Annotated in this window: 17 protein-coding genes and 2 pseudogenes; 11 read left to right on the forward strand and 8 right to left on the reverse strand. The window is 54.7% G+C overall.

Translation table 11 applies throughout. The annotated features are described in order from the left end of the window. Positions 1–107: 107 nt before the first annotated feature. Positions 108–815, reverse strand: a complete 708-nt coding sequence (locus ACRZ9X_RS05850; RefSeq protein WP_480516759.1) for an IS6 family transposase — start codon at positions 813–815, stop codon at positions 108–110. A gap of 156 nt (positions 816–971) precedes the next feature. Here ACRZ9X_RS05850 and ACRZ9X_RS05855 point away from each other — a divergent pair, with 156 nt between their 5' ends. The 5 genes from ACRZ9X_RS05855 (at position 972) to ACRZ9X_RS05875 (ending at position 4,307) form a co-directional block, all read left to right on the forward strand. Next, positions 972–1,373 carry a cupin domain-containing protein gene (locus ACRZ9X_RS05855; RefSeq protein WP_480516761.1) on the forward strand — a complete coding sequence of 134 codons (402 nt, stop codon included), beginning with the start codon at positions 972–974 and terminating at the stop codon, positions 1,371–1,373. Then, on the forward strand, positions 1,370–1,978 hold the full coding sequence (gstA, locus tag ACRZ9X_RS05860; protein WP_480516763.1) for a glutathione transferase GstA: 609 nt from the start codon (positions 1,370–1,372) through the stop codon (positions 1,976–1,978). Before ACRZ9X_RS05855 ends, gstA begins: the two co-directional genes overlap by 4 nt. Positions 1,979–2,572: 594 nt before the next feature. After that, positions 2,573–3,205, forward strand: coding sequence for a tyrosine-type recombinase/integrase (locus ACRZ9X_RS05865; protein ID WP_072776096.1), 633 nt, complete (start codon positions 2,573–2,575; stop codon positions 3,203–3,205). A 144-nt stretch (positions 3,206–3,349) separates the two neighbouring features. Further along, positions 3,350–4,009: a hypothetical protein gene (locus ACRZ9X_RS05870; RefSeq protein ID WP_480516766.1), complete on the forward strand. Its 660-nt coding sequence runs from the start codon at positions 3,350–3,352 to the stop codon at positions 4,007–4,009. Beyond that, a complete protein-coding gene (locus ACRZ9X_RS05875; protein WP_480516767.1) occupies positions 3,987–4,307 on the forward strand; it encodes a hypothetical protein in 321 nt (106 codons plus the stop codon). Before ACRZ9X_RS05870 ends, ACRZ9X_RS05875 begins: the two co-directional genes overlap by 23 nt. On the opposite strand, the gene ACRZ9X_RS05880 is transcribed toward ACRZ9X_RS05875, so the two are convergent. Continuing rightward, positions 4,252–5,730: a pentapeptide repeat-containing protein gene (locus ACRZ9X_RS05880; protein WP_480516769.1), complete on the reverse strand. Its 1,479-nt coding sequence runs from the start codon at positions 5,728–5,730 to the stop codon at positions 4,252–4,254. The two genes, ACRZ9X_RS05875 and ACRZ9X_RS05880, sit on opposite strands and share 56 nt — an antisense overlap. An 18-nt stretch (positions 5,731–5,748) precedes the next feature. Beyond that, positions 5,749–7,410 (reverse strand): hypothetical protein, encoded by a 1,662-nt coding sequence (locus ACRZ9X_RS05885; RefSeq protein ID WP_480516771.1) that lies wholly within the window; start codon positions 7,408–7,410, stop codon positions 5,749–5,751. A 1,840-nt stretch (positions 7,411–9,250) separates the two neighbouring features. Here ACRZ9X_RS05885 and ACRZ9X_RS05890 point away from each other — a divergent pair. The 3 genes from ACRZ9X_RS05890 (at position 9,251) to ACRZ9X_RS05900 (ending at position 10,399) form a co-directional block, all read left to right on the forward strand. Continuing rightward, the gene (locus tag ACRZ9X_RS05890) at positions 9,251–9,388 is read left to right on the forward strand and encodes a hypothetical protein (RefSeq protein WP_480516773.1); all 138 of its coding nucleotides are present in this window, start codon (positions 9,251–9,253) and stop codon (positions 9,386–9,388) included. Beyond that, positions 9,388–10,077, forward strand: coding sequence for a hypothetical protein (locus ACRZ9X_RS05895; protein WP_480516775.1), 690 nt, complete (start codon positions 9,388–9,390; stop codon positions 10,075–10,077). Before ACRZ9X_RS05890 ends, ACRZ9X_RS05895 begins: the two co-directional genes overlap by 1 nt. Positions 10,078–10,150: 73 nt before the next feature. Then, positions 10,151–10,399 carry a ParB N-terminal domain-containing protein gene (locus ACRZ9X_RS05900; protein ID WP_480516777.1) on the forward strand — a complete coding sequence of 83 codons (249 nt, stop codon included), beginning with the start codon at positions 10,151–10,153 and terminating at the stop codon, positions 10,397–10,399. 254 nt (positions 10,400–10,653) lie between these two features. Here ACRZ9X_RS05900 and ACRZ9X_RS05905 read toward each other — a convergent pair whose 3' ends face one another. The 4 genes from ACRZ9X_RS05905 to ACRZ9X_RS05920 are packed head-to-tail and all read right to left on the reverse strand — an operon-like array spanning position 10,654 to position 15,276. Continuing rightward, positions 10,654–12,174, reverse strand: coding sequence for a tripartite tricarboxylate transporter permease (locus ACRZ9X_RS05905; RefSeq protein ID WP_480516779.1), 1,521 nt, complete (start codon positions 12,172–12,174; stop codon positions 10,654–10,656). A gap of 6 nt (positions 12,175–12,180) precedes the next feature. Beyond that, entirely contained in the window at positions 12,181–12,672 is a 492-nt protein-coding gene (locus ACRZ9X_RS05910; RefSeq protein WP_480516781.1) for a tripartite tricarboxylate transporter TctB family protein, read from the reverse strand. Between the two features lies 1 nt (position 12,673). After that, a complete protein-coding gene (locus ACRZ9X_RS05915) occupies positions 12,674–13,666 on the reverse strand; it encodes a Bug family tripartite tricarboxylate transporter substrate binding protein (protein ID WP_480516783.1) in 993 nt (330 codons plus the stop codon). After that, positions 13,663–15,276, reverse strand: a complete 1,614-nt coding sequence (locus ACRZ9X_RS05920; protein ID WP_480516785.1) for a sulfatase — start codon at positions 15,274–15,276, stop codon at positions 13,663–13,665. Before ACRZ9X_RS05920 ends, ACRZ9X_RS05915 begins: the two co-directional genes overlap by 4 nt. Here ACRZ9X_RS05920 and ACRZ9X_RS05925 point away from each other — a divergent pair. The 3 genes and pseudogenes from ACRZ9X_RS05925 to ACRZ9X_RS05935 form a co-directional block, all read left to right on the forward strand. Then, entirely contained in the window at positions 15,242–16,270 is a 1,029-nt protein-coding gene (locus ACRZ9X_RS05925) for a LysR family transcriptional regulator (RefSeq protein ID WP_480516787.1), read from the forward strand. The two genes, ACRZ9X_RS05920 and ACRZ9X_RS05925, sit on opposite strands and share 35 nt — an antisense overlap. 245 nt (positions 16,271–16,515) lie before the next feature. Continuing rightward, positions 16,516–17,253, forward strand: a pseudogene (locus tag ACRZ9X_RS05930) (tyrosine-type recombinase/integrase); the annotation flags it as partial. Next, a pseudogene (locus ACRZ9X_RS05935) lies at positions 17,248–17,625 on the forward strand (transposase); the annotation flags it as partial. The pseudogenes ACRZ9X_RS05930 and ACRZ9X_RS05935, both read left to right, overlap by 6 nt. A 503-nt stretch (positions 17,626–18,128) precedes the next feature. Here the strand turns inward: ACRZ9X_RS05935 and ACRZ9X_RS05940 are convergent. After that, complete coding sequence (locus ACRZ9X_RS05940; protein WP_480516789.1) at positions 18,129–18,827, reverse strand: hypothetical protein; 699 nt, start codon at positions 18,825–18,827, stop codon at positions 18,129–18,131. Between the last annotated feature and the right edge of the window lie 165 nt (positions 18,828–18,992).

Here is an 18,992-nt window from a genome sequence, read left to right on the forward strand (position 1 = left end):
GTCATGGGCAATACACAGCAAGTCGCGACGCCTAGTGCTGACAGTGATCCCAGAGGTGCTGTCAGACGAATTCGAACCAGTCTCAGTTTGCCGCGGAAACCGCGAACCTATCCGGAACAAAGCTGACGCCACTCGGCGAGAGCAACGGTGCGGGTCAGCTTGAAGGTGTCTCGACTGGCTAGCGATCTTTCCTGGTTGAAATGGTTGTAGATAGAGGAATGGACGGAGGCGAATTTCTGTAGACTTCGCATGCGCCTGAAACGCTGCATCGCGCGTTCGCGTCGTCGAAACGGCAGGTGCGAATTCTCGACTCGGTTGTTGAGCCACTTGCCCGTCTGTTGTTTTTCGAGCGCGCCAATTTCTCTGAGCGCAGCCTTGTAGGAAGCGAAGCGATCTGTGGCGATCTTTTCGGCGCAACCGTACCGCTTCATCAATTTCTTGAGGAATTTCAGTGCTGCGGCTTTGTTTCGACGCTTCGTGACGACGGCCTCAAGCACTTCACCTTCGTGATCGACGGCACGCCAGAGATAGTGGCGTTTGCCGTTCACTTTCACGAATACTTCGTCTACGTGCCACTTCCATTTTGAAAAGGCTCGGAGTTGCTGAACCCGTTTTCTCCGGATCTCTGATGCAAACATCGGACCGAACCTGTTCCACCAGTATCGGACAGTTTCGTGGCTCACATCGATGCCTCGCTCGTGCAGCAGATCTTCGACATTCCGAAGCGAGAGAGGGAAACGGATGTACAGCATCACCGCAAGGCGGATGATCTCGGGACTGGTTTTAAAGTATTTGAAAGAGGCAGGTCTGGTCATGTGAAAAAACTACGCAACCGCCCTGCCCCGCTCAAGCAAAGTTCTTCTGACAAGACCTGATGGTGAACGACAATGCCTGCCAATGGCGCCAACCTGACAGAACCCACTACGTGCCTTCACAGCGCACGCTTTCGAAAGGATAGAAAGAGCTACGTGATGGAATATGTTCACATTCAAGCAGATGCCAATGGCGTAGCCCATTTATCCAAGGAGGTGTGGGCGACGCATGAGGGAGAATTCACCCCTCCGTCGCCAAGTGGCTACGAAATTACCGAAGCGATCAAGGCAACCGGGGTCATCATGATGCACCACCCTGCCGGGTATCGGGACGCGTGGCATTGCGCGCCCTCGCCTGTTCTTGGGACGGTCCTTTCGGGAACCATCCGCATTGATACGAGCGACGGCGATAGCTGTCTGCTGCAACCCGGCGACCAATTTGTAGCCACGGACTTGGACGGCGATGGCCACAAGATTGAGGAAGCATCCCTGCAACCCTACGATCTTGCGCTGGTGCTTTTGGAGGATGTTCAAAGCTTATTTCCAGAGGAATTAAAATGAAGCTATTCTTCATGCCCGGCGCGTGTTCTTTGACGGTTCACGTTGCTCTCATCATGACTGGACGAGACTTTAGGATTGTCCAGGTCGACTATACGACGCGCCGAACCTCTGATGACCAGAGTTTTTTGGACGTAAACCCAAAAGGGTATGTCCCCGCACTAGAAACTTCGGACGGACAGATATTCACCGAAATCCCGATCATTATTCAATACCTGGACAAATACGCGCCCGAGGCAAAGTTACTGTCGGATGGTGAGTATCAGCGACTTCGTTCATTTGAATGGTTACATTTCCTAGCCACGGAAATTCACAAGAGTTTCAGCCCACTCTACCGACCCGATACACCACACTCATTTCTTGAAGTAGGTCGTCAGCATCTATCGAAGCGTATCGCAGTTATCGAAGCTTCGCTGCAAAATGGCCCATATTTGTTGGGTGAAGAGTTTTCGATAGCCGACGTTTATTTATATACGTTGTGCCGCTGGCTCGAGGATCAGGATCTGGACATTAGCCAATGGCCGGCGCTTCGCGAACATTATCGAAGGATTGAGGCCAAGCCCGCGGTTCAGACAGCTCTCTCAAAGGAAGGGTTGTCGAAGCACTAAGGGAGCCAACGGTCTGGAAGCTGCCGTTAATGACCGATGCAAGGGCGGCCCAAAGCCGACCTTCGCCCATACAGATAGTCGCTGCGGTGCGGCCCGTCAGACCGGACTTTAGCTGCGACAGCAAAAACTGAAGGGTCGTGAACTCATTGTCGCGGACGAAGCGGTCATTCACTTGCGATGAGAAAACGTCGTTTTTCTTGAAGCCAGTCGCTATCTGCCACCATCAGCCATACCGGCTCCTTTGCTCCGTACAAATTCCTTGCCATCGTAACCAGCATTAGGGGTATGCGGGCCATGGGATTTTGGCGGCTGATTTCTCTTTTTCTTTTGGGCATTTAGAAACATGTAGACGCCAAGAATGCACAGTATTAATGGACCAAGGATTGAAACAATCTGGTTTGCTGTCAATTTGACCTCCAAAACGTTTCCTAGTGTTGAACATCCACATATATAGCAGTCATTAGGTTGCCATGCAGCATGTGTCGCTCTGTGCTCGATGCAGACCTCGGAGTCAGCGCAGAAATCCTTTGATATGGTACCTTGTCAACGTCGGGTTGTCGCTTTGGGAGGGAATGGCGGATCGGAGGATCAGTCATGGAAACACCAAACTTACCGGCCATTCGCGCGCTTCGCCCAGCTTGGAACAAAGGACGCATCGTTGGCCAGAAACGACCGCTGAAGCCAAAGCACGTCTGGGCAATCCGAGTTCGACTTGAACTGGCCGAGAACCATCGCGACCTCGCGCTGTTCAATATGGCAATCGACAGCAAACTTCGTGGCTGTGATCTTGTAAGGATGAAAGTCGTCGACGTAATGGCATCGGGACAGATCAAAGAGCGCGCATCCGTCCTGCAAAGCAAAACTCAGAAACCAGTCCGCTTCGAGATTTCCGAGGGCACGCGTGCTTCAGTCGAAAAGTGGATGGAGGACGAACTCATGGTAGGCTCGGAGTATCTTTGGCCTGGCCGTTTCCATGAGCGCCTGCACATTTCAACACGCCAGTATGCGCGGATCGTCCGTGATTGGGTCACATCCATTGGCCTTGAGGCAAGCGCATACGGAACGCATTCGATGCGGCGTACCAAAGTAACCCAGATCTACAAGAAGACTGGCAACCTGCGCGCCGTGCAGTTGCTTCTTGGGCATACGAAGATGGACAGCACAGTCAGATATCTGGGTGTCGAACTTGAAGACGCCCTAGCTATCGCCGAAGCCATTGAAATCTAGTGCAGTTGGGTCGCTTTCACTGGCGGCCCTTAGGAGACGTCTAACAAAGTAGTCAGTGCTGCGTTGCAGCTTCTCCTGAGCGGACATTGGTCTACCAATTCAAACGCATTGTGGCACTATCGGAGCGGATACCGAGGGTTCTTTATGCAACTATTAGCAGTCTTTCTAGTTTTTCTTGCCACTTCGTTGGCCTCCGTCTTCTTGTTGTCAAAGCGCTCGGATCGATTTTGGGAGGTTACAGAGTACATACTTTTGTCAGTTGCTTTGGTCGGTATTGCAGCGGCAGTTGCCGACATAACTGCATCCCGGAAACAACAAGCGGTTTCTGACGCTGCGGCTGCTTCCCTGTCGGCCAAGTCCAGTCTCAATTATCGCACGGAATGGGTAATGAATTCTTGCGGGGTTTGGTGGGATGACGTCTTAAACCAAACCAATGATACACCGCCAGCGTGTTTTCAAACTCATCCAACGATAGTCGGTGCGACCTGCGAGTCTTCGTGTCGCGCAGCTCACTTTGTTGGCCAACATAGAATGCAAACCTATTCTCCGGCCGAAGAGCGTGAGGCTGCATCAGGTCTGCATATGAACATCTGTTACGATGGTGCGGAAGACATTGGCATGTGCTCCAACTTGGAGTCCTATCTCGAACTGGCTTCCAAGCATGCCGAACTTAGCGCCTCAAAAACACTCTATGACTTCGTTTCTGGCGGCCAGGCGTCCTTTTGGATCCAAGTTTTGTTTGCTCTGACACTCGGGGTTCAAGCAGGAAAGATCAGAAGAGATGCAACAAGCAGAAGTGCTTGATTTGGACGGCCCTAAGCAGCTAATGGTCATTGCTCCGGATCGCTGCATTGCAGACCATCAAACCCGCCATTCGCTGCATTTGCTTGATTTCAACGTCATCGGATGGGCGGCGTTGATCTGCCCTAGTTGTCCTGTTCTCCAACAGATGAGCCAGTCGATGAAGAAAAGTCGCTTCATCGAAGAACAGATTTTCAGCGTTCTGGTGCAAAATCAGGCGGGTCTTGTTGCGAAAGAACTGTGCCTCAACGTCTTGGCTTCAATACGTAGTAGATGGTGTCGTCCAAATCCGATTGATTGAGAAAAGGATGATCTGGTTTCGCCGAAACCACCATCCAATGGCGGATAAATTTCGACTTAGCTTCGCTAATCGCTTCACCAAAAAAACCCTCAGCTATTGCTCCAATGTCCGGAGCTTCATCGCCGGAACTGATGATTGCGTTCTCAAAGCTCGTGGACGAGATGTCTGTTTCCAAAAACGTTGCGCCGAAGAGCACCGTGTTTGTTAGGTTCGCGCCCTCCAAGATCGCCCCATCAAAGTTCGCGTGGTTTAAACGCGCAAAGCTAAAATTCGCATTTGCAAGATTTGTGATGCGGTCAGGGTGAAAGGCACCAATCGTATCTGGACAGGGCGGGTTTTCTTCTTCTTCCGTCACAGCCGTTGAGAAATTGACTCCGGTCATGTTGGCATAACTGAAATCGGCGCGTTGAAGCTGGGCACCCCTAAAGCTCGCCGCGAATCCATAGGACTCGCGAAAATCGCTGCTGCGCAGATCAAAACAGTCCAGCTTAACCTCGCTCAGAAAGTACTCCCGGAAATCTGAGAACTGAAACACTGGGCCCTTCTGATGGAGGTCGCCCATGTTGGATATCGGCGCGAAGACGATCTGCGACAACAATCGGGATCGCTCCTGACTAAGCGGCGTCCGCGTCAACCGCACCCCGAACTCCGCATCAAAGGGCAGAAGATCCTGCTGAACCACGTTGAGGGTGTTCTGCAGAGAGTATTCCACGAAGCGGTAGGGTCGAAATGTCCGGCTCAGCGCGACGATCTTCAAGATCAGAGGTTCGGGTAACTCGATCTCGCCGCCGGAGCCCTGCAGGCGCACAAGTTCCGTCTCGAGGTTCTCCAAAGACACAGCCAACGCCGTTTGTCTCTGCGCCTCCGCCAGATGCAATTGGTTTTCAATGAGACGGTTTTGAACGGCCAGGCGCTCTGCCTGAATGAAGGTTGCGGCAAAGATCGCAAAGGTCGCCGCTCCACCCAAAACGCTGACCAAAAACACCAGACTAAAATACCGGCCAATCGCACTGCCGGCGAGTACGAAAAGACCGGACAGTGTGTTGCCGAGCCGGTTTTCGGCCTCCTCGCGCTCGACCTCATCAACAGCGTCTTTGTCGGCGAAGGTACGCACATCCGAAAGAACTTGCTTCGGGCCATAGACCTCGTCGGCCGGCGCCACCAAATCCTTCAAGCTAAACTTTCGGGACAGGGCCTGTGCCATGAAGAAAAAGAACAAGGCTCCGAAGACGGACAAAAACGACAACGCCAGGAAGCCGATCAGCACATTGGTGATGATCCCAAGCTGTGCGCTCACGATGAACGCCACCGTAAAGGCGATCCCAAACCCGATCCCGTAAATCAGACCCGGTCGCGTCGCCCAGGCGAGCGTCTTCAGAACCGGGGGCTTCGAGCTTCCCTGGTCCGTGTCTGTCTTCGTCATTGCCGCCTCTCCGTGCGTTCAGGCGACCGCGGGCGCCTCGTCGGGTTGCAGAACCGCGACGAAGGATCCGACTTTGCCTTCCTTTGTGGGATCATCCGGCCGCCTTGCGCGCAAAACAGATCCGACCAAAGCGGGCAACCGGTCCTTTCCGTTCGGCCAATCGGCAACCAGGTGGCTACGGTATTCATAGACATGGCCGTCTGTAGCGGGCGTTGCACCCTTCGCGGTTAGGACGATGATCTCGCGCTGTTCCCACCAATCCGGTGTCAGCTCGTAGTCAACATTGCGGTCATCATAAAATCCCTCAACATCGTAGACATAGTCGGGATTGGGGTCCGGATGCCCACCTTGAAGCGTGCCGGTGATCTGGCCATTCCCGGCCTGGTCAAGGGTCAGGTCCGCGACAAACCAAAGGGCAGCAAGGTTCTGATCATCCCTGTCCGCGTCATTATGGAAGCTGCGATAGGTCCAAGTGCCGGTCAGAGGGAATTTCAGTTCAGGCGGCGCATCAAAGCGTTCGAAGAACGCGTCTTTGACCTTGTCCCCCAGCTGCTCGTCGGCCGCCTCGGAAACATGCGGTTTTCCCTGCGCCAATAGCTTCTTGTAGAGATCATCAATCCACTGATGCCAATGGAAGAAGCGGAGCGAATAGTTGTTCGTGTAAGGATCACGAATATCGCAATGCTCAAGATGGCCGGCGCCGTGATACCGCACTCCGAAGCCCTCAAGATAAGCGCCAAGCTCGGTGCCCGTATTGAACTTTGACAGATCCGGATCGAGCAAGGCCGGTGCAAAAAGCTCAGGCGCAAGCGCCTCGCCATTGGACCCGCCAATGCCCCAGGGACCAAACCCGGCCTGCTTTAAGATATGCGCGGAATGATGAATGCCTGGCTCCCAGGGCTGTTCGCCGTCTCGCCAACTCGTGGTCGGAGGTCTGCCCCAGCGTGCGAGATACTCATTGTAAGCATCGAGGAGATCGCTGTGGAATTCGAGGAACTCCAACCCGAACCCATAGGTGTTCATCGGATATTTGTGACGGGCTTTCTCGCCGAACTGGCTGTGCCATTTCGGGCACCGGCCATTCCCGAACACATCATCGTGCCAGGGGAAATGATCCTGGTTGAATTGATCCATGAAGGTGATGTCAGACCACTTGTCATGGGGATAGGTCTCGATCTCTTCGCCGGCCAAGGTCCGGCGCAGATCATCCGCCCACTGCAGAAAGCCCCAGAACCGGATGCTGTAGGGTGCTGTCTCGATATTGTTCAGCTCATTGTGGCGGTAGAGGCGAAGCTTGCCGCCACTGACGGGCCTTGACCAAATGCTGTGATGTCTTATGTCCGCGAAATATTGCTCAATCGCATTGCCGAGTGCATCGACCGCTGGCCATTCTTTGTTGCGGCCCCATCTCACATAGGCATCGTTGAAGTGGGATAGATCACCCTGCAGGAGTGAAGGCACCGCCGGATTGCTCTCTTCTGGCAGCCACGGTCGCAACCGGGAACCATCCCAAGGCTCGATGGGCCTGAGGCCGTGTTCTTGCCGCCAGCGTGCGTAAAGCTGCAGGAGTGCGAGGTCGGTGTCCTCGGCTGTCGGATCGGGCTGGGCAGGTTCCGGATTATGAACATAATGCACCATGAACTCAGATCCGGCACCCTGCTGATCGACCGCTTCGCGCATATAGCGGATCGATTCACCGCGTCTTGGTCGCGCTTTCAGCCAGGCTTTGTGACGGGTTGCAAGAAGATCAAGAAATGCAATTGGGTTCTCGGGAAATTCCATCTTTCCGCACCTCAAAAAAACCTTGAATATGCGGGACAGGATAGATGGTACTCATGATGTTGCATAGACACCGAGTGCACTTCGACCCATGTTGGATTGCGTATTGCTTGAGCGAGTGTTGGATCTTCATCTCTGCCAGCCTTGAAAGTGGCGGAGAATCGGAAGTGGCGTGACCCGATAGGCACTTTGAGTACGGCCCAAAGGAGACGTCCAATGCACCCCTCGAATTCTGCGGCTGCAGCCCGCATTCCTGCCGTTCGCTGCGCAAGTGAAATCCGGGGTTTGGTGAACTCACGGTAAGCGGGACAAACCGGACTTGTGCGTTTGCGGCTATTGCTGACGCAGCATAGATTTGCCGTTGCGACACATTTATCGCTGTGTTGCAGCCGTGTCACCAGACCGGTCATTCAAAGCCACGAGGAATCTTTGATCTTAAATCGCACTTTCGCCACCCTCAGGCCCCCGCCAAAAGAGATGCGGACTTAAGCCGCCGTTCGCCGCTGGTTCGATCAAAATTTTTTGAAGGCAGTTTTTTACCGCTGGAAAAATCCTTTAGGAAATTCCCTAGGCCAACTGGTAACGTGCTTGTTCCAAAACTACCTGCTCTAGCGGTGCTAGCATTGCGACGAGGGAAACTTCCTTGACTCTATGCTGGCTAAGAACCACAAAGGTGTATTGGTGATAATCACTCGTCGCCGCGATGCTGCCGGTTACGATGATCCAATGACCTTCAGACTAATTGTAGCATGTACCCCAGCGTAGGAACGGGTTTCGCTGGGGTCTTCGCTATGAGCTCGTTCCTCGCAAGCATTCGCAATTGTCACCTGACATGCACCAGTCATTGCGTGACCCATGAAAGAAGGCGCCGTATGAACAGCACATGGCTCATAAACTGCGTGCTTGATGACCGATAGATCAGGTCTCAGGCTCCGTTTCGACCAATCATTCATCGTGTTTGCGCGCTGCATTCTTTGTTTTATCCCGACACTCTTGGTGTTGCTCTCAGGAACGCAGCTTCCTGCCCAGGTCGCGGGCAATGCCGATGGATCGGTTTGTGACGAAGGTTTCGAAAACAAGAACGGATCCTGCCAAAGAACCGACTTACCAGAAAACGCATATTTGACGGGTAGCTCATATGGCAGCGGCTGGGAATGCAATCACGGTTTTCAGAATGTGGGAGAACTTTGTGAGGAGATAAGAGTTCCTGAAAACGCCTATCTTTCATCAACCGGAGACCGATGGGAGTGCAACCGGTTGTTCCAGCGCGTCGACGACGAATGTGAAGAGGTGATTTCACCTCAAAATGGGTACGTCGAAACCCGGTTTGGCGTGCAGGAAATACACTGCAACTGGGGATTTCGTAAGGAGAACCAGGATTGTGTTGCAATAGAAGTCCCAAAAAACGGTCGTCTGAGCGACAAAAGAAGCTCGGATGGGTGGGTATGCCTCAGAGGCTACAGGGCAGCGGAGAGCGGCTGTGAGCCTGTGGCAGTTCCACAGGATGCATATCTTGCACCTGAGACTTTTTCCGGATGGAAATGCGAGCGTGGTTTTCGCGCAAACCGGGACACGTGCGTTGCGATCCTTGTACCTTCAAATGCTCACTTAAATCGAAGAGGTGATGGTTGGGAATGCAATCGGCCGTTCACGAGACAGAACGATAAGTGCACCGAAAGTGTGCCGTAACAACCGGTTGATGGAAGCCAAAGCCGCCTGACAAATCCGGAAGGACCAAGCCGTGAACCATAACTCGATTGACGAAAACTTGGGTAAAAGCCTCAAAGCTGAAAAGGCGCGTCGCCGGTCCTACGGGATTAAAATATCTGTGGCGTCGGCGGTGCTTGTTGCGGCGATAATTGTGGTGGTGTTTCTCTGATGCGTAAAAATGCCCCTCAAGTAACCCTTCCCGGTTCAAAGATGTCAGCTCGTGGTCTGGAAGAAAGAGCATTTCAGGACCGCAGTGTTCGTAAGGCGCGGAACGCTGACGTATCTGGTGTGATCGAGGAAGAATTTGGAAAGTACTTGATTAAAGCTGGCGTTCTGAGCGGCAATAGTGTTGCACGAGCATTTCCCAAGCCACCAGCTAAAACGCAGGCAATGATTGCCGATGCAGTTGGCGAAACACCGGCATTGGCCATTGAAGCCTTAAAAGAATCTCTCGAAGAACGAGACAGGAAACGTAGCGGTCAACGCCGTTTGGAGGGAAACTCCGGCACCCTCGTTCCCAGTGAAAGAGAATATACCGAGGCATTGCGACAGATCAGGCTCACCCCTGCGCAGGTCACAATGCTCAAAGCACTTACTATCGCAGGCAAGGACGGTCTGACTATTGGTCACTTGTCTCAGGCGGCCGGTTACAAATCGCGCGAGGCATCCATCAAGGTCTTTAAGAAAATCGGACTATTGATTGCTGAATACCTGGAGCTCGAACTTCCCGAAGTCGGGCCGGCACAGAATGATGGTGCTGCTCAGGTAATCGCATTTTCTCACATCGAAAGTGACAATGAACCAGCGACTTGGATCATCCATCAAGAACTGCGCGAGGCTGTTCGTTCAGTTCTATGACGTACGTTCCGGCGCCTGCTTTTGAAGCAAACTCCGAACCTGAACAAATGCACGAAAGGTTGCGCACGTAGTTATGTTGGGGAAAAGACCATATCCGCTCGACCTGATCTATGTGCCTGTGAAACGGGCGAAAACACTTGATCAACAAAAAGTTCTGACGCTGGCCGAAGATATCCTGAAGAACGGCCAGAAGACCCCGATCCAGATACGCACGGACAACGAGAGGTTCGTGCTGATTGCAGGCCTTCATCGATTAGAGGCTATTCGCGCCCTGGGCGGTGATACGGTCGATGCCTATCTGGTACGCGCCAGGCTACACTAAATGCCCATTGGAATTGGCGTTTGACAAAGCCTCGGAAAATGTCAGCAGACGCTGACTTTTTTCATCCCAAAGATGCAACCGTGCGCAATGAAGGCTCTCAAATAAAGTAATACGCTGGCAATTTTCCAACTCAGAATGGTCACGCAAATCCTCGTTTATAGCGCTAATTCTCTGCGCTTGTGCCAACGGCCGCTTCTGCTTAGCTGTCTCGCAACAACCTACACCAACATTCGAGTGATCATAGACGCAGTGATCTAGTCATCTGGTTGCGTTTCTAAGCCGAACGATCGCTTTGTTGCGCGCCAACGTCGAAAAGCGATGAATGCAAATCCGAGTAGGATGGCCAAATCGATGACGATCAACGCGGCTGCGACCGGACGGTCAAGGAATATCCAGTAGCCATCTCGGGATATCAGCAACGAGCGGCGTAGATTTGCCTCAAGAATTGGACCTAGGATCAAACCCAACACGATGGGAGCAAGCGGGTATTTCGCCAAACGAAACAGAATGCCGACCAGCCCAAAGCCCAGCATGACCCACAGGTCAAACACCGAACCCTGCAGGGCATACGTTCCGATACAACACAAGATGAGAATTGCCGGAATCAGGTAGAGTTTCGGGATCAACAAAACTCGAATAAAAAATGGAGCCGCGAGAATGCCTGCAAATAGCAACATGACATTCGACGCCATATAGACGAGAAACAGGCCCCCCACGAACTCTGGATTCATCGTGAACATTTCGGGGCCCGGGACGAAGCCAAGGATCAAAAGCGCACCCAACAGTATTGCCGACGAAGCGTCCCCGGGGATGCCAAGGGCCAGCGTGGGAACCAGCGTGCCGCCCACGGTTGCATTGTTGGCTGCCTCGGTCGCAATGACGCCGCCTTCGGCGCCTTCGCCATATTTCTCATCCGGTTTGGCGAATGACTTGGCAATAGCATAAGAACTGAACGAACTGATGTCGCCGCCCGCACCAGGAAGAGAGCCGAAGAATACACCGACGAAAGATGACCGCAGCATATTCTTCCAGTGCCTCATCACCAGAAACACAGATCTGAAACTGGGCTTGGCGATCTCGATCGTGGGTCGACCCAACAGGTCGCCCCTTGCGACTTGAAAGACCATCTCGGAGATCGCAAAGAGCCCGACGACTACGGCAACTATGTGGAACCCATCAAGCATGTGGTGCGACCCGAAGGTGAACCGATACCCCGTTGAGAATGCATCGGATCCGATGGTCGACAATAGCAGACCAAAGCAACAGGCCATCAGGCCCTTTACCAAAGTGCCCTCGGAAATCAGCGAAATGGTCAACAGCCCGGTGACCGCCAGCATCGTATATTCGGGTGGGGCAAAATTACTGGCGAAGGACGCGAGTACGGGCGAAGCGGTGATCAAAACAACGCCGCCGACAAGTCCACCCAATGAGGATGCCGCAAGCGCAAGGCCAATAGCTTTGGAGGCTTGACCCTTCTGGGCCATTGGGAAACCGTCCAGCAACGTTGCTGCTGCGATGGGTGTGCCAGGTATTCGAAGCAAAACTGCTGACACAGCGCCTCCGCAGGAGCCCCCGACAAAAATAGAAATGAGGAAACCCATTCCTGCAAGGGGCGGTAGACCTATGGCCACCGGTAGAAGCAGAATGATACCCATCAAAGGTCCAAGTCCCGGCAAGGCTCCGACAAGCAAGCCGATCAGGATGCCCGCGAAGGTCAAAGCAATTGCGAGGGGCGAGAAAAACAGCTCAAAGCCACCGAGAAGGGAGTCAAACATCAATGCTCACCAGGGGATATTCAGACCGAAGATGCCGCCCGGCAGCACGACGTTCAGGACCTTTTCAAAGACAAAAGCCAGAACGAAGGCCAATGAAAGCGCAAATCCCACAATAACGCCAGCGTTGCGGGCTCCACAGAGCATCATGACTGCCGCCACCATGGGCGCAGTTGACAGATGGTATCCCAGCCAACCGAGGCAAATCAGGTAGATTGTAAAGATGACAAGCAAACCGACCGACCGCCGCAAGGCCGAAGGAGAAGTAGTTTCTGATTGTTCTGCATTGCTTGAGGTGAAATTGCGGACCAATTGGACGGCAAGAAGCCCCAACATAAGTATCGCGATGCTGCGCGGATAGCTGGCTGCGTTGTCATATGGGCCGCCAGATGCAATCCCTTGCTCGGACATGGACGTCGCTATCTGTTGGAAGACCAGCGCGCCGAGGCCCGCGAAAAACGCGAGCCCCGTCCATTCTGCAAGCTTGGCCGACAGCTTCATCTTATTGCAGCTTTTTGAGCTCTTCTTCTTCCCATTCCAGTGCGCTGCCCATGGCCCCGAGTTGGTCTTTCACACCACCGACAACCTCGTCGTACATGGTGTATTCATAGGGCAAAGGCACGAAGCCAACTTGCCGGATTGCTGCTTTGACATCATCTCGAGCCATTGCCGCGGCCATTGCTTCGCGAAGCTTGTCCACGACGTCCGCTGGTGTTTCCGGGTGAACAATCCACCATGTCCAGCCCATCGGGCCCAGTTTGGATAGACCTGTGTCAAACTCAATGTCATCCAGTCCGGGCGCGCCGTCGAATGCCGCTTTAGAGTCTTCCAGTTCGGACAGAACCAGCATGATGTTGAACGCGGATGGATCGGACTTGTAATTGCCGACATTTACAAAAGAGAAATCCAGAACGCCAGATTTCAAGTCTTTTGCGGCGTTACCGTCCTGCGTGTAGGGCACGTTCTGGGCAACACAGTCATGCGCCTGAAGCACCTTCGAGATCACCATGTGCGGCAGGTTGTTTCGCGAACCAGAGGAATAGCGAAGCTCTCCACGATTGGCCGTGCAGTATTCCATAAGCCCGGCAAAGTCGTCCCAGCGGCTCTCCTCGGTGCGCCCGCCAATTGCGAAGGCGTTCGAATGAGCCGATTGCAGTGGCGTGAATTCTGTATAGTCCCATTCGGCTTTACCCAGGATCGGTGCGAGAACCAGCGGAGCCACGTAAGAATCCATGATGGTGTATCCATCCGCCGGTTTGCTCATGGCGGTCGTCTGCGCCTTGGTGCCCGGTCCACCCGTCACCGACAGAACGGTCATGTCGACGCCAAGCTCTTCGCCCATTGCCTTGGCAATGACCTGGCTCACCGAAGAACCTGTGCCGGGTCCCCAGGGGTGAATGACTTCGATGGTGCGCTCCGGGAACTCGGCCATAGCAGCGGTCGCCGTAAGCCCTGCTACAGCCGCAGCGGTCAGGGTTTTGAGTGGTTTTTTCATGACTTGGGTCTCCTCCTGTCAGTGTGTTTGTCAACGTCCTTGATGGGGCGTTTCTTGGAATTCGGATCGGACAGCCCAAACCGATCATAAATTTCGAGCGGTGCGTCGTGCCTCAGAAAATGTGCGGAAATGTGCGCCGAAAGCCGGGCGACGATGGCAGAGTCGCGAACAGGCTGCGTCTGACCCGGGTCGGCATCGAGATCGTAAAGCGCAGTTTCGCAGTCTTCGAGCGTTTGGCCGTCTTGCCCGACTTGGCTGTTCTTCGAGTCGAGCGTGAGCTTCATAAGCGGGACGCCCTTAGTGAAGTCGAACGGCCCTGCCAGCTCCGCCGACCGCAATTCGCCGACGTCGAAGGGACCTGTCATGTGAGTCGGCATCAGCGTGTATATACTGAGTTCGGAGCCTTCCTCTTCCTCGGGATATCGGAAATAGCTATAGCGCCCGTCTGTTACACAGACCGGCCCGCCAAACATGCCAAGTGCGACGGAGGCGTGCCCCGGAACATCACTGGTCAGGGAGGGGACCAGCGACGTTCCGGTGACACCAGGAGGAACCTTGCAACCATGAATGTCGAGCATCGTCGGCATCAAGTCGGGTGTCTGGCATAAAGCGGCCCGCCGGGTCCCTCTTTCGCCATCCGGATGCGCGATCATCAGGGGAATGTGCGAGATTTCCTCGTAGTAGGGCATTCGGTTCTTGCCCCACCAGTCGTGTTCGGACAGTAGAAACCCGTGATCTGTCGTCAAGATCAGACAGGTATCGTTCCAGAGCGCGTGTTCATCGAAGTAATCCAGTAACTTGCCGAAATACTCGTCGCACATGGCTACAAGGGCAGCGTAGTTACCTCGGATTTCGGCGATCTCTTCAGCGGAGTTCGTTGCCTTTTCGTAAATTGGCCAATCAAGGATCTTGCCCTTGTATCCGCTTCGATAGGCCTCCTTGAACCGCTCCGGCGCAACGAAGGGCTCATGTGGGTCAAAGCACTCAAGTTGCAAAAACCAGTCGTCAGACTCGCGGTTGAGATCAAGGAACTCGAAGGCGGCAGAGAAACACTTTGCAGTTGGGAAATCAGCTTCGGTTTCGAGGAACTGGGCGTTGATTGCTGCGCGGGATTTCTTCCAAGCGACTTTTGAGGAGTTTCCGCGTGTTGCCGTGCCGTTTGGCAGTCCGTCCAACGGATAGTGCCGCGCGTCAAATGCCTCCCTTAGTCGGTCGACCGGTGGTGCCACGAGAACCTTCAGCGGATCGTATTCCTGGCCCCGTATGTAATCCCAGCTATCGAAGGCATTCGCATAGCCCCAACCGCCATCCTCGAAATAGTGCAAATGGTCCGAGATCAGATGCGTGTAGGTGCCGTTCTGGCTGAGAATGCGGGCATAAGAGTCATCGAATGGCTCCAGCGGCCCCCAATGTCGATGCATGAAGTTCAGCCGTCCCGTGTGCATGTCACGCCGCGCAGGCATGCAGGGAAGGCTACCTACATAGTATTTGTCGAAGGTCACAGCTCGCCGTGCGAAACGGTCGAAGTTCGGCGTTGCGATGGCCGTTCCGCCATAGGCACCAAGTGCCAGGCGGTTGAGCGAGTCGAATAGAACGAAAACGGTCCGCATCGCCCCTCCCAAAGCAATTCCCACGGCTGACGCATACATTGCGGTATTCAAGAAATTCTGTAAAATCGAAGTATCGACTACATTCATTCAAAAAGTGAATATCTTGGAAAGAAACCTCGCCGCCTTTCTCGCCGTCGCCGCGCACGGATCGCTTACGGAAGCTTCGGATGAGCTCGGCGTTACCCAACCGTCCGTTACCAAGCGGATCGCAAACCTTGAAGCAAGCTACGGCACACCGCTCTTCGAAAGGGATCGGCGGGGGATGCGTCTTACCGAAGCGGGCAGGATGCTTCTGGAAAATGCCGAAAGGATCGCACTAGAATACCGTCTGTCACGCGAGAAGATCGGTGCCATCGCATCGCCGGGACTTTCCGTCTTGCGCGTTGGAGCGGGTCCGCTCTTTCACCTCAGCTGTGTCGCGAGTCTTTTTACCGAACTCAAAACCCGTTTTCCCGACCTTCGGCTCGATCTAAAAACCGATATGACTCAGCATGCGCGCGAAGCATTGCTGAGCGGCGAGATCGACCTGTATCTCGGTGTCCTTGACGGCGTTGGCCTGGAGACCGAACTCTCATCCACTACGGTGACCGAGGTGGAGCACGGTGTCGTTATGCGGCCGGACCATCCGGCAGCAGGCCAGGCCGCCATCGATATCCGCGAGCTTGCAGGACAGCAATGGGTCATATTCGGCAACGATCCCGAGACCGAAAGCAGGTTTCGCACATTGCTTAAACCCACACCTGCCACCCAGGATGTCATCGACATTCGGACGACCTCGTTCACGACCGGCTTGCAACTTGTCCGTGAAGGGCCGTTCATCATGTCGGCTCCGCTGCAACTGGCTTCTCGTGTCGCGAAAGAGGGTTTGGTCATACGGCCTACCGAGCAAGGCCTGCCGAGGAGACAGGCTGGTGTCCACCTACGTCGCAGCGCGCTCAACTACGGTGTGATGAAGGTCTGTCTGGCGTTCTTCGAGCGGTTTGAGTTTCGATAGCGGACATTGGTTGCACCCGCAGCATTTTGTACTTTGGGCTCGAACCGGTCATCTGAGGGTTTCAGTTGGCCATCAGAGGCATCCGGTGCGTGCGGTGTCTGCTCTGCGGGACAAGGACGAAACCGCTTTCGCGGTATTGGCGCTTGCGCCGGGTGGTGCATGCTGATGTGGTCGGCGTGGATTTTGCGAACTGACGAGCCTGTCTGACGATTGGGACCTTCTCAAACTGATGACAGGAGGTTCCGATGGCGGACCAATATGTACCGGCGCTGCGCCAGCGTTTTCTCGAAGACATGCAGATCAAGGGACTGCAGCCGAAGACACAAACGATGTACCTGCGGGCGATGCGGGAGTTCACGCGGTATCTGGGTCATTCGCCCGACAGCGCGACACCGGAGGAGTTGCGGGCGTTTCAACTCGACATGAAGGAGCGCGGCGTGAGCGCGCCGACCTTCAATAATCGGCTGACCGTACTGAGCTTCTTTTACGCAACCACATGCCCGCGGCCTGAGATGAAGCGGCACATGCGGTATCAGCGGGCGGCGAAGAAGATCCCCATTGTGCTCAGCGCCGAAGAAGTGACGCGCATTCTGGAGGCTGCACCCGGGCCCGGGCTGAGATACAGGGCTGCCTTCAGTGTCGCCTATGGCGGCGGGCTCAGGGCCAGCGAGGTCACGCATCTCAAGGTGGGCGACATCGACAGCGACCGGATGCTCATCCGCGTTGATCAGGGAAAGGGGCGCAAGGATCGCCATGTGATGCTGTCGCCGAGCCTGCTGGACCTCCTGCGCGATTATTATCGCGAGGCGCGGCCCGCAGGTTGGCTCTTTCCCGGGCGCAACCGGGTTGATCCGATTTCGACGCGGCAGTTCAACCGCGCTTTCGGGGTGGCCTGTGACTTCGCTGAGATCAGGAAGAAGGTCTCGCACCATACGTTACGGCACAGCTTTGCCACACATCTGCTGGAGGGTGGGACGGATACCGACACCGTGGCCTTCCGGTGGAAGGACTACCGCATCAAGCGCGGCGACCGGATGAAGGTCATGCGGCTGCCTACGGGTGAGTTCATCCGCCGCTTCCTGATCCACGTCCTGCCCACCGGCTTCCACCGCATCCGCCACGCGGGCTTCCTCGCCAACGGCATCCGTCGTGACAGGATCGCGATGATCCGGCGCTTGTTGGATACGGAGCCAGCACCCGACCAGGCACCGGATGAAGGGACGAGCGACGACCCCGATGACCGGGCCGCTCTTCCGCCTTGCCCGAAATGCGGCGGGGCCATGATCATTATCGAGACCTTCCTACGCGGCCAAATTCCAAAATCCCGCGTACCGCCATGGGGGGACGTCGCATGATCCAACCGTCACACCCGGCCCCGTCAGATGGGCGCGCCGGGCCAGTCAACGCGGCCAGTCCGCCAAAAACAGCGCTGCACGAGGCTCATTGCCACAGAGAAATGGGTCGACACGCTACACGGTGGCCAAAAGATCAACGCGCCTGCTCGGATCAGCATGGCAGGCTTCGCTGTTCACCGCATCGCTGACCCAAGCCCCGGGCCAAAATCCCCATAGCAATAAAAGCCGCCCGCGCTTTCCTCCTTGTCAGATTTGTCGCCGCTGCAGCTCGCGCTGACAGCAGCCACAAACCTTGGACTTTGCTGCCATCCGCATTTTTGCTTCAAAGGGCCGCAGTCCGCCCCAAGCGGTCCTTCTCAGCCAAGCATTGCAATTTAGTAAACCCGCAAGGAAGCGGCATTTAGACTGATTCCGCCCAAAGCCCGCGTCCACAGCGCAATCCCCAGAACTGACTTGGTAATATCAGGTTCAATACGGGCGACACGCGTACCAATGTTGCCCGATTAGTCAGTTGCGAAGCAGTAAAACAAACCTGCCCCGCCGGAACGCGGCAGATGTTCCTCACCGCAACCGCGCGAACCGTGCGATGAGTTCCAGGACAACATATTTCGGGCATCATTGAGACCTACACGGTCATGGTGTCCGACAATCGCAGACCCATCTTCACTATTCGAAGTCCAGTTGCTGCATGTCGTATCGCCACCTGCCGTTGAGAAATGTCCGGCGGAATCGGAGCCCGTCAAAATGTCATGTTTGTTCGGCTGACTGCCACGCCCATTGACAGGGTTACCATTTTCGTCGAGCGCGGTCTGAAGGTTAATATTCACGCTGTCGCTGTGCAGGTCCTCAACACTGTTGGCGATGAGTTCTCCATCGGCATTATGCCACGGACCCGATCCGATCCGGTCGCGTGCAGAAACGCCATTGGTGATTGTCATCGGGTCGGTACTGCGATCAATGGACATTGAGGTGCTCAGATAGGCCGCGAAAGTCTTGGAAGAACCGGTCGCCGAGGCAAGCGCATTGCAATGAGCATCGGCGCCTTGGAGGCCACCTAAGTTGGCACCGTCGCCCTTGCCCACACTTGTGATGAAGAACGACATCTTCTCGCCTGCCGATTGCGCCTGTGCGGTCGCCGCGATACAGCAGATTAGGAGTGCAACAACCCCGTGGGCAGTTTTTCGTTTGGTGAACTTCGACATGTGTGTCTCCCTTCGTGCTGTGTGATCACTGATGCTAGCCGTATGTAACAATCGGGTCCATCCGAGTAACAGATGTATGACACTGTGGTGCCAGCGCCATTCACGACAGCCGGTCGAGCATGACCGGCACTACGGCCCTGTTCATCTTTATCCTAATCCTGTCTT

This window comes from Ruegeria sp. AL1 (genome assembly GCF_056540905.1).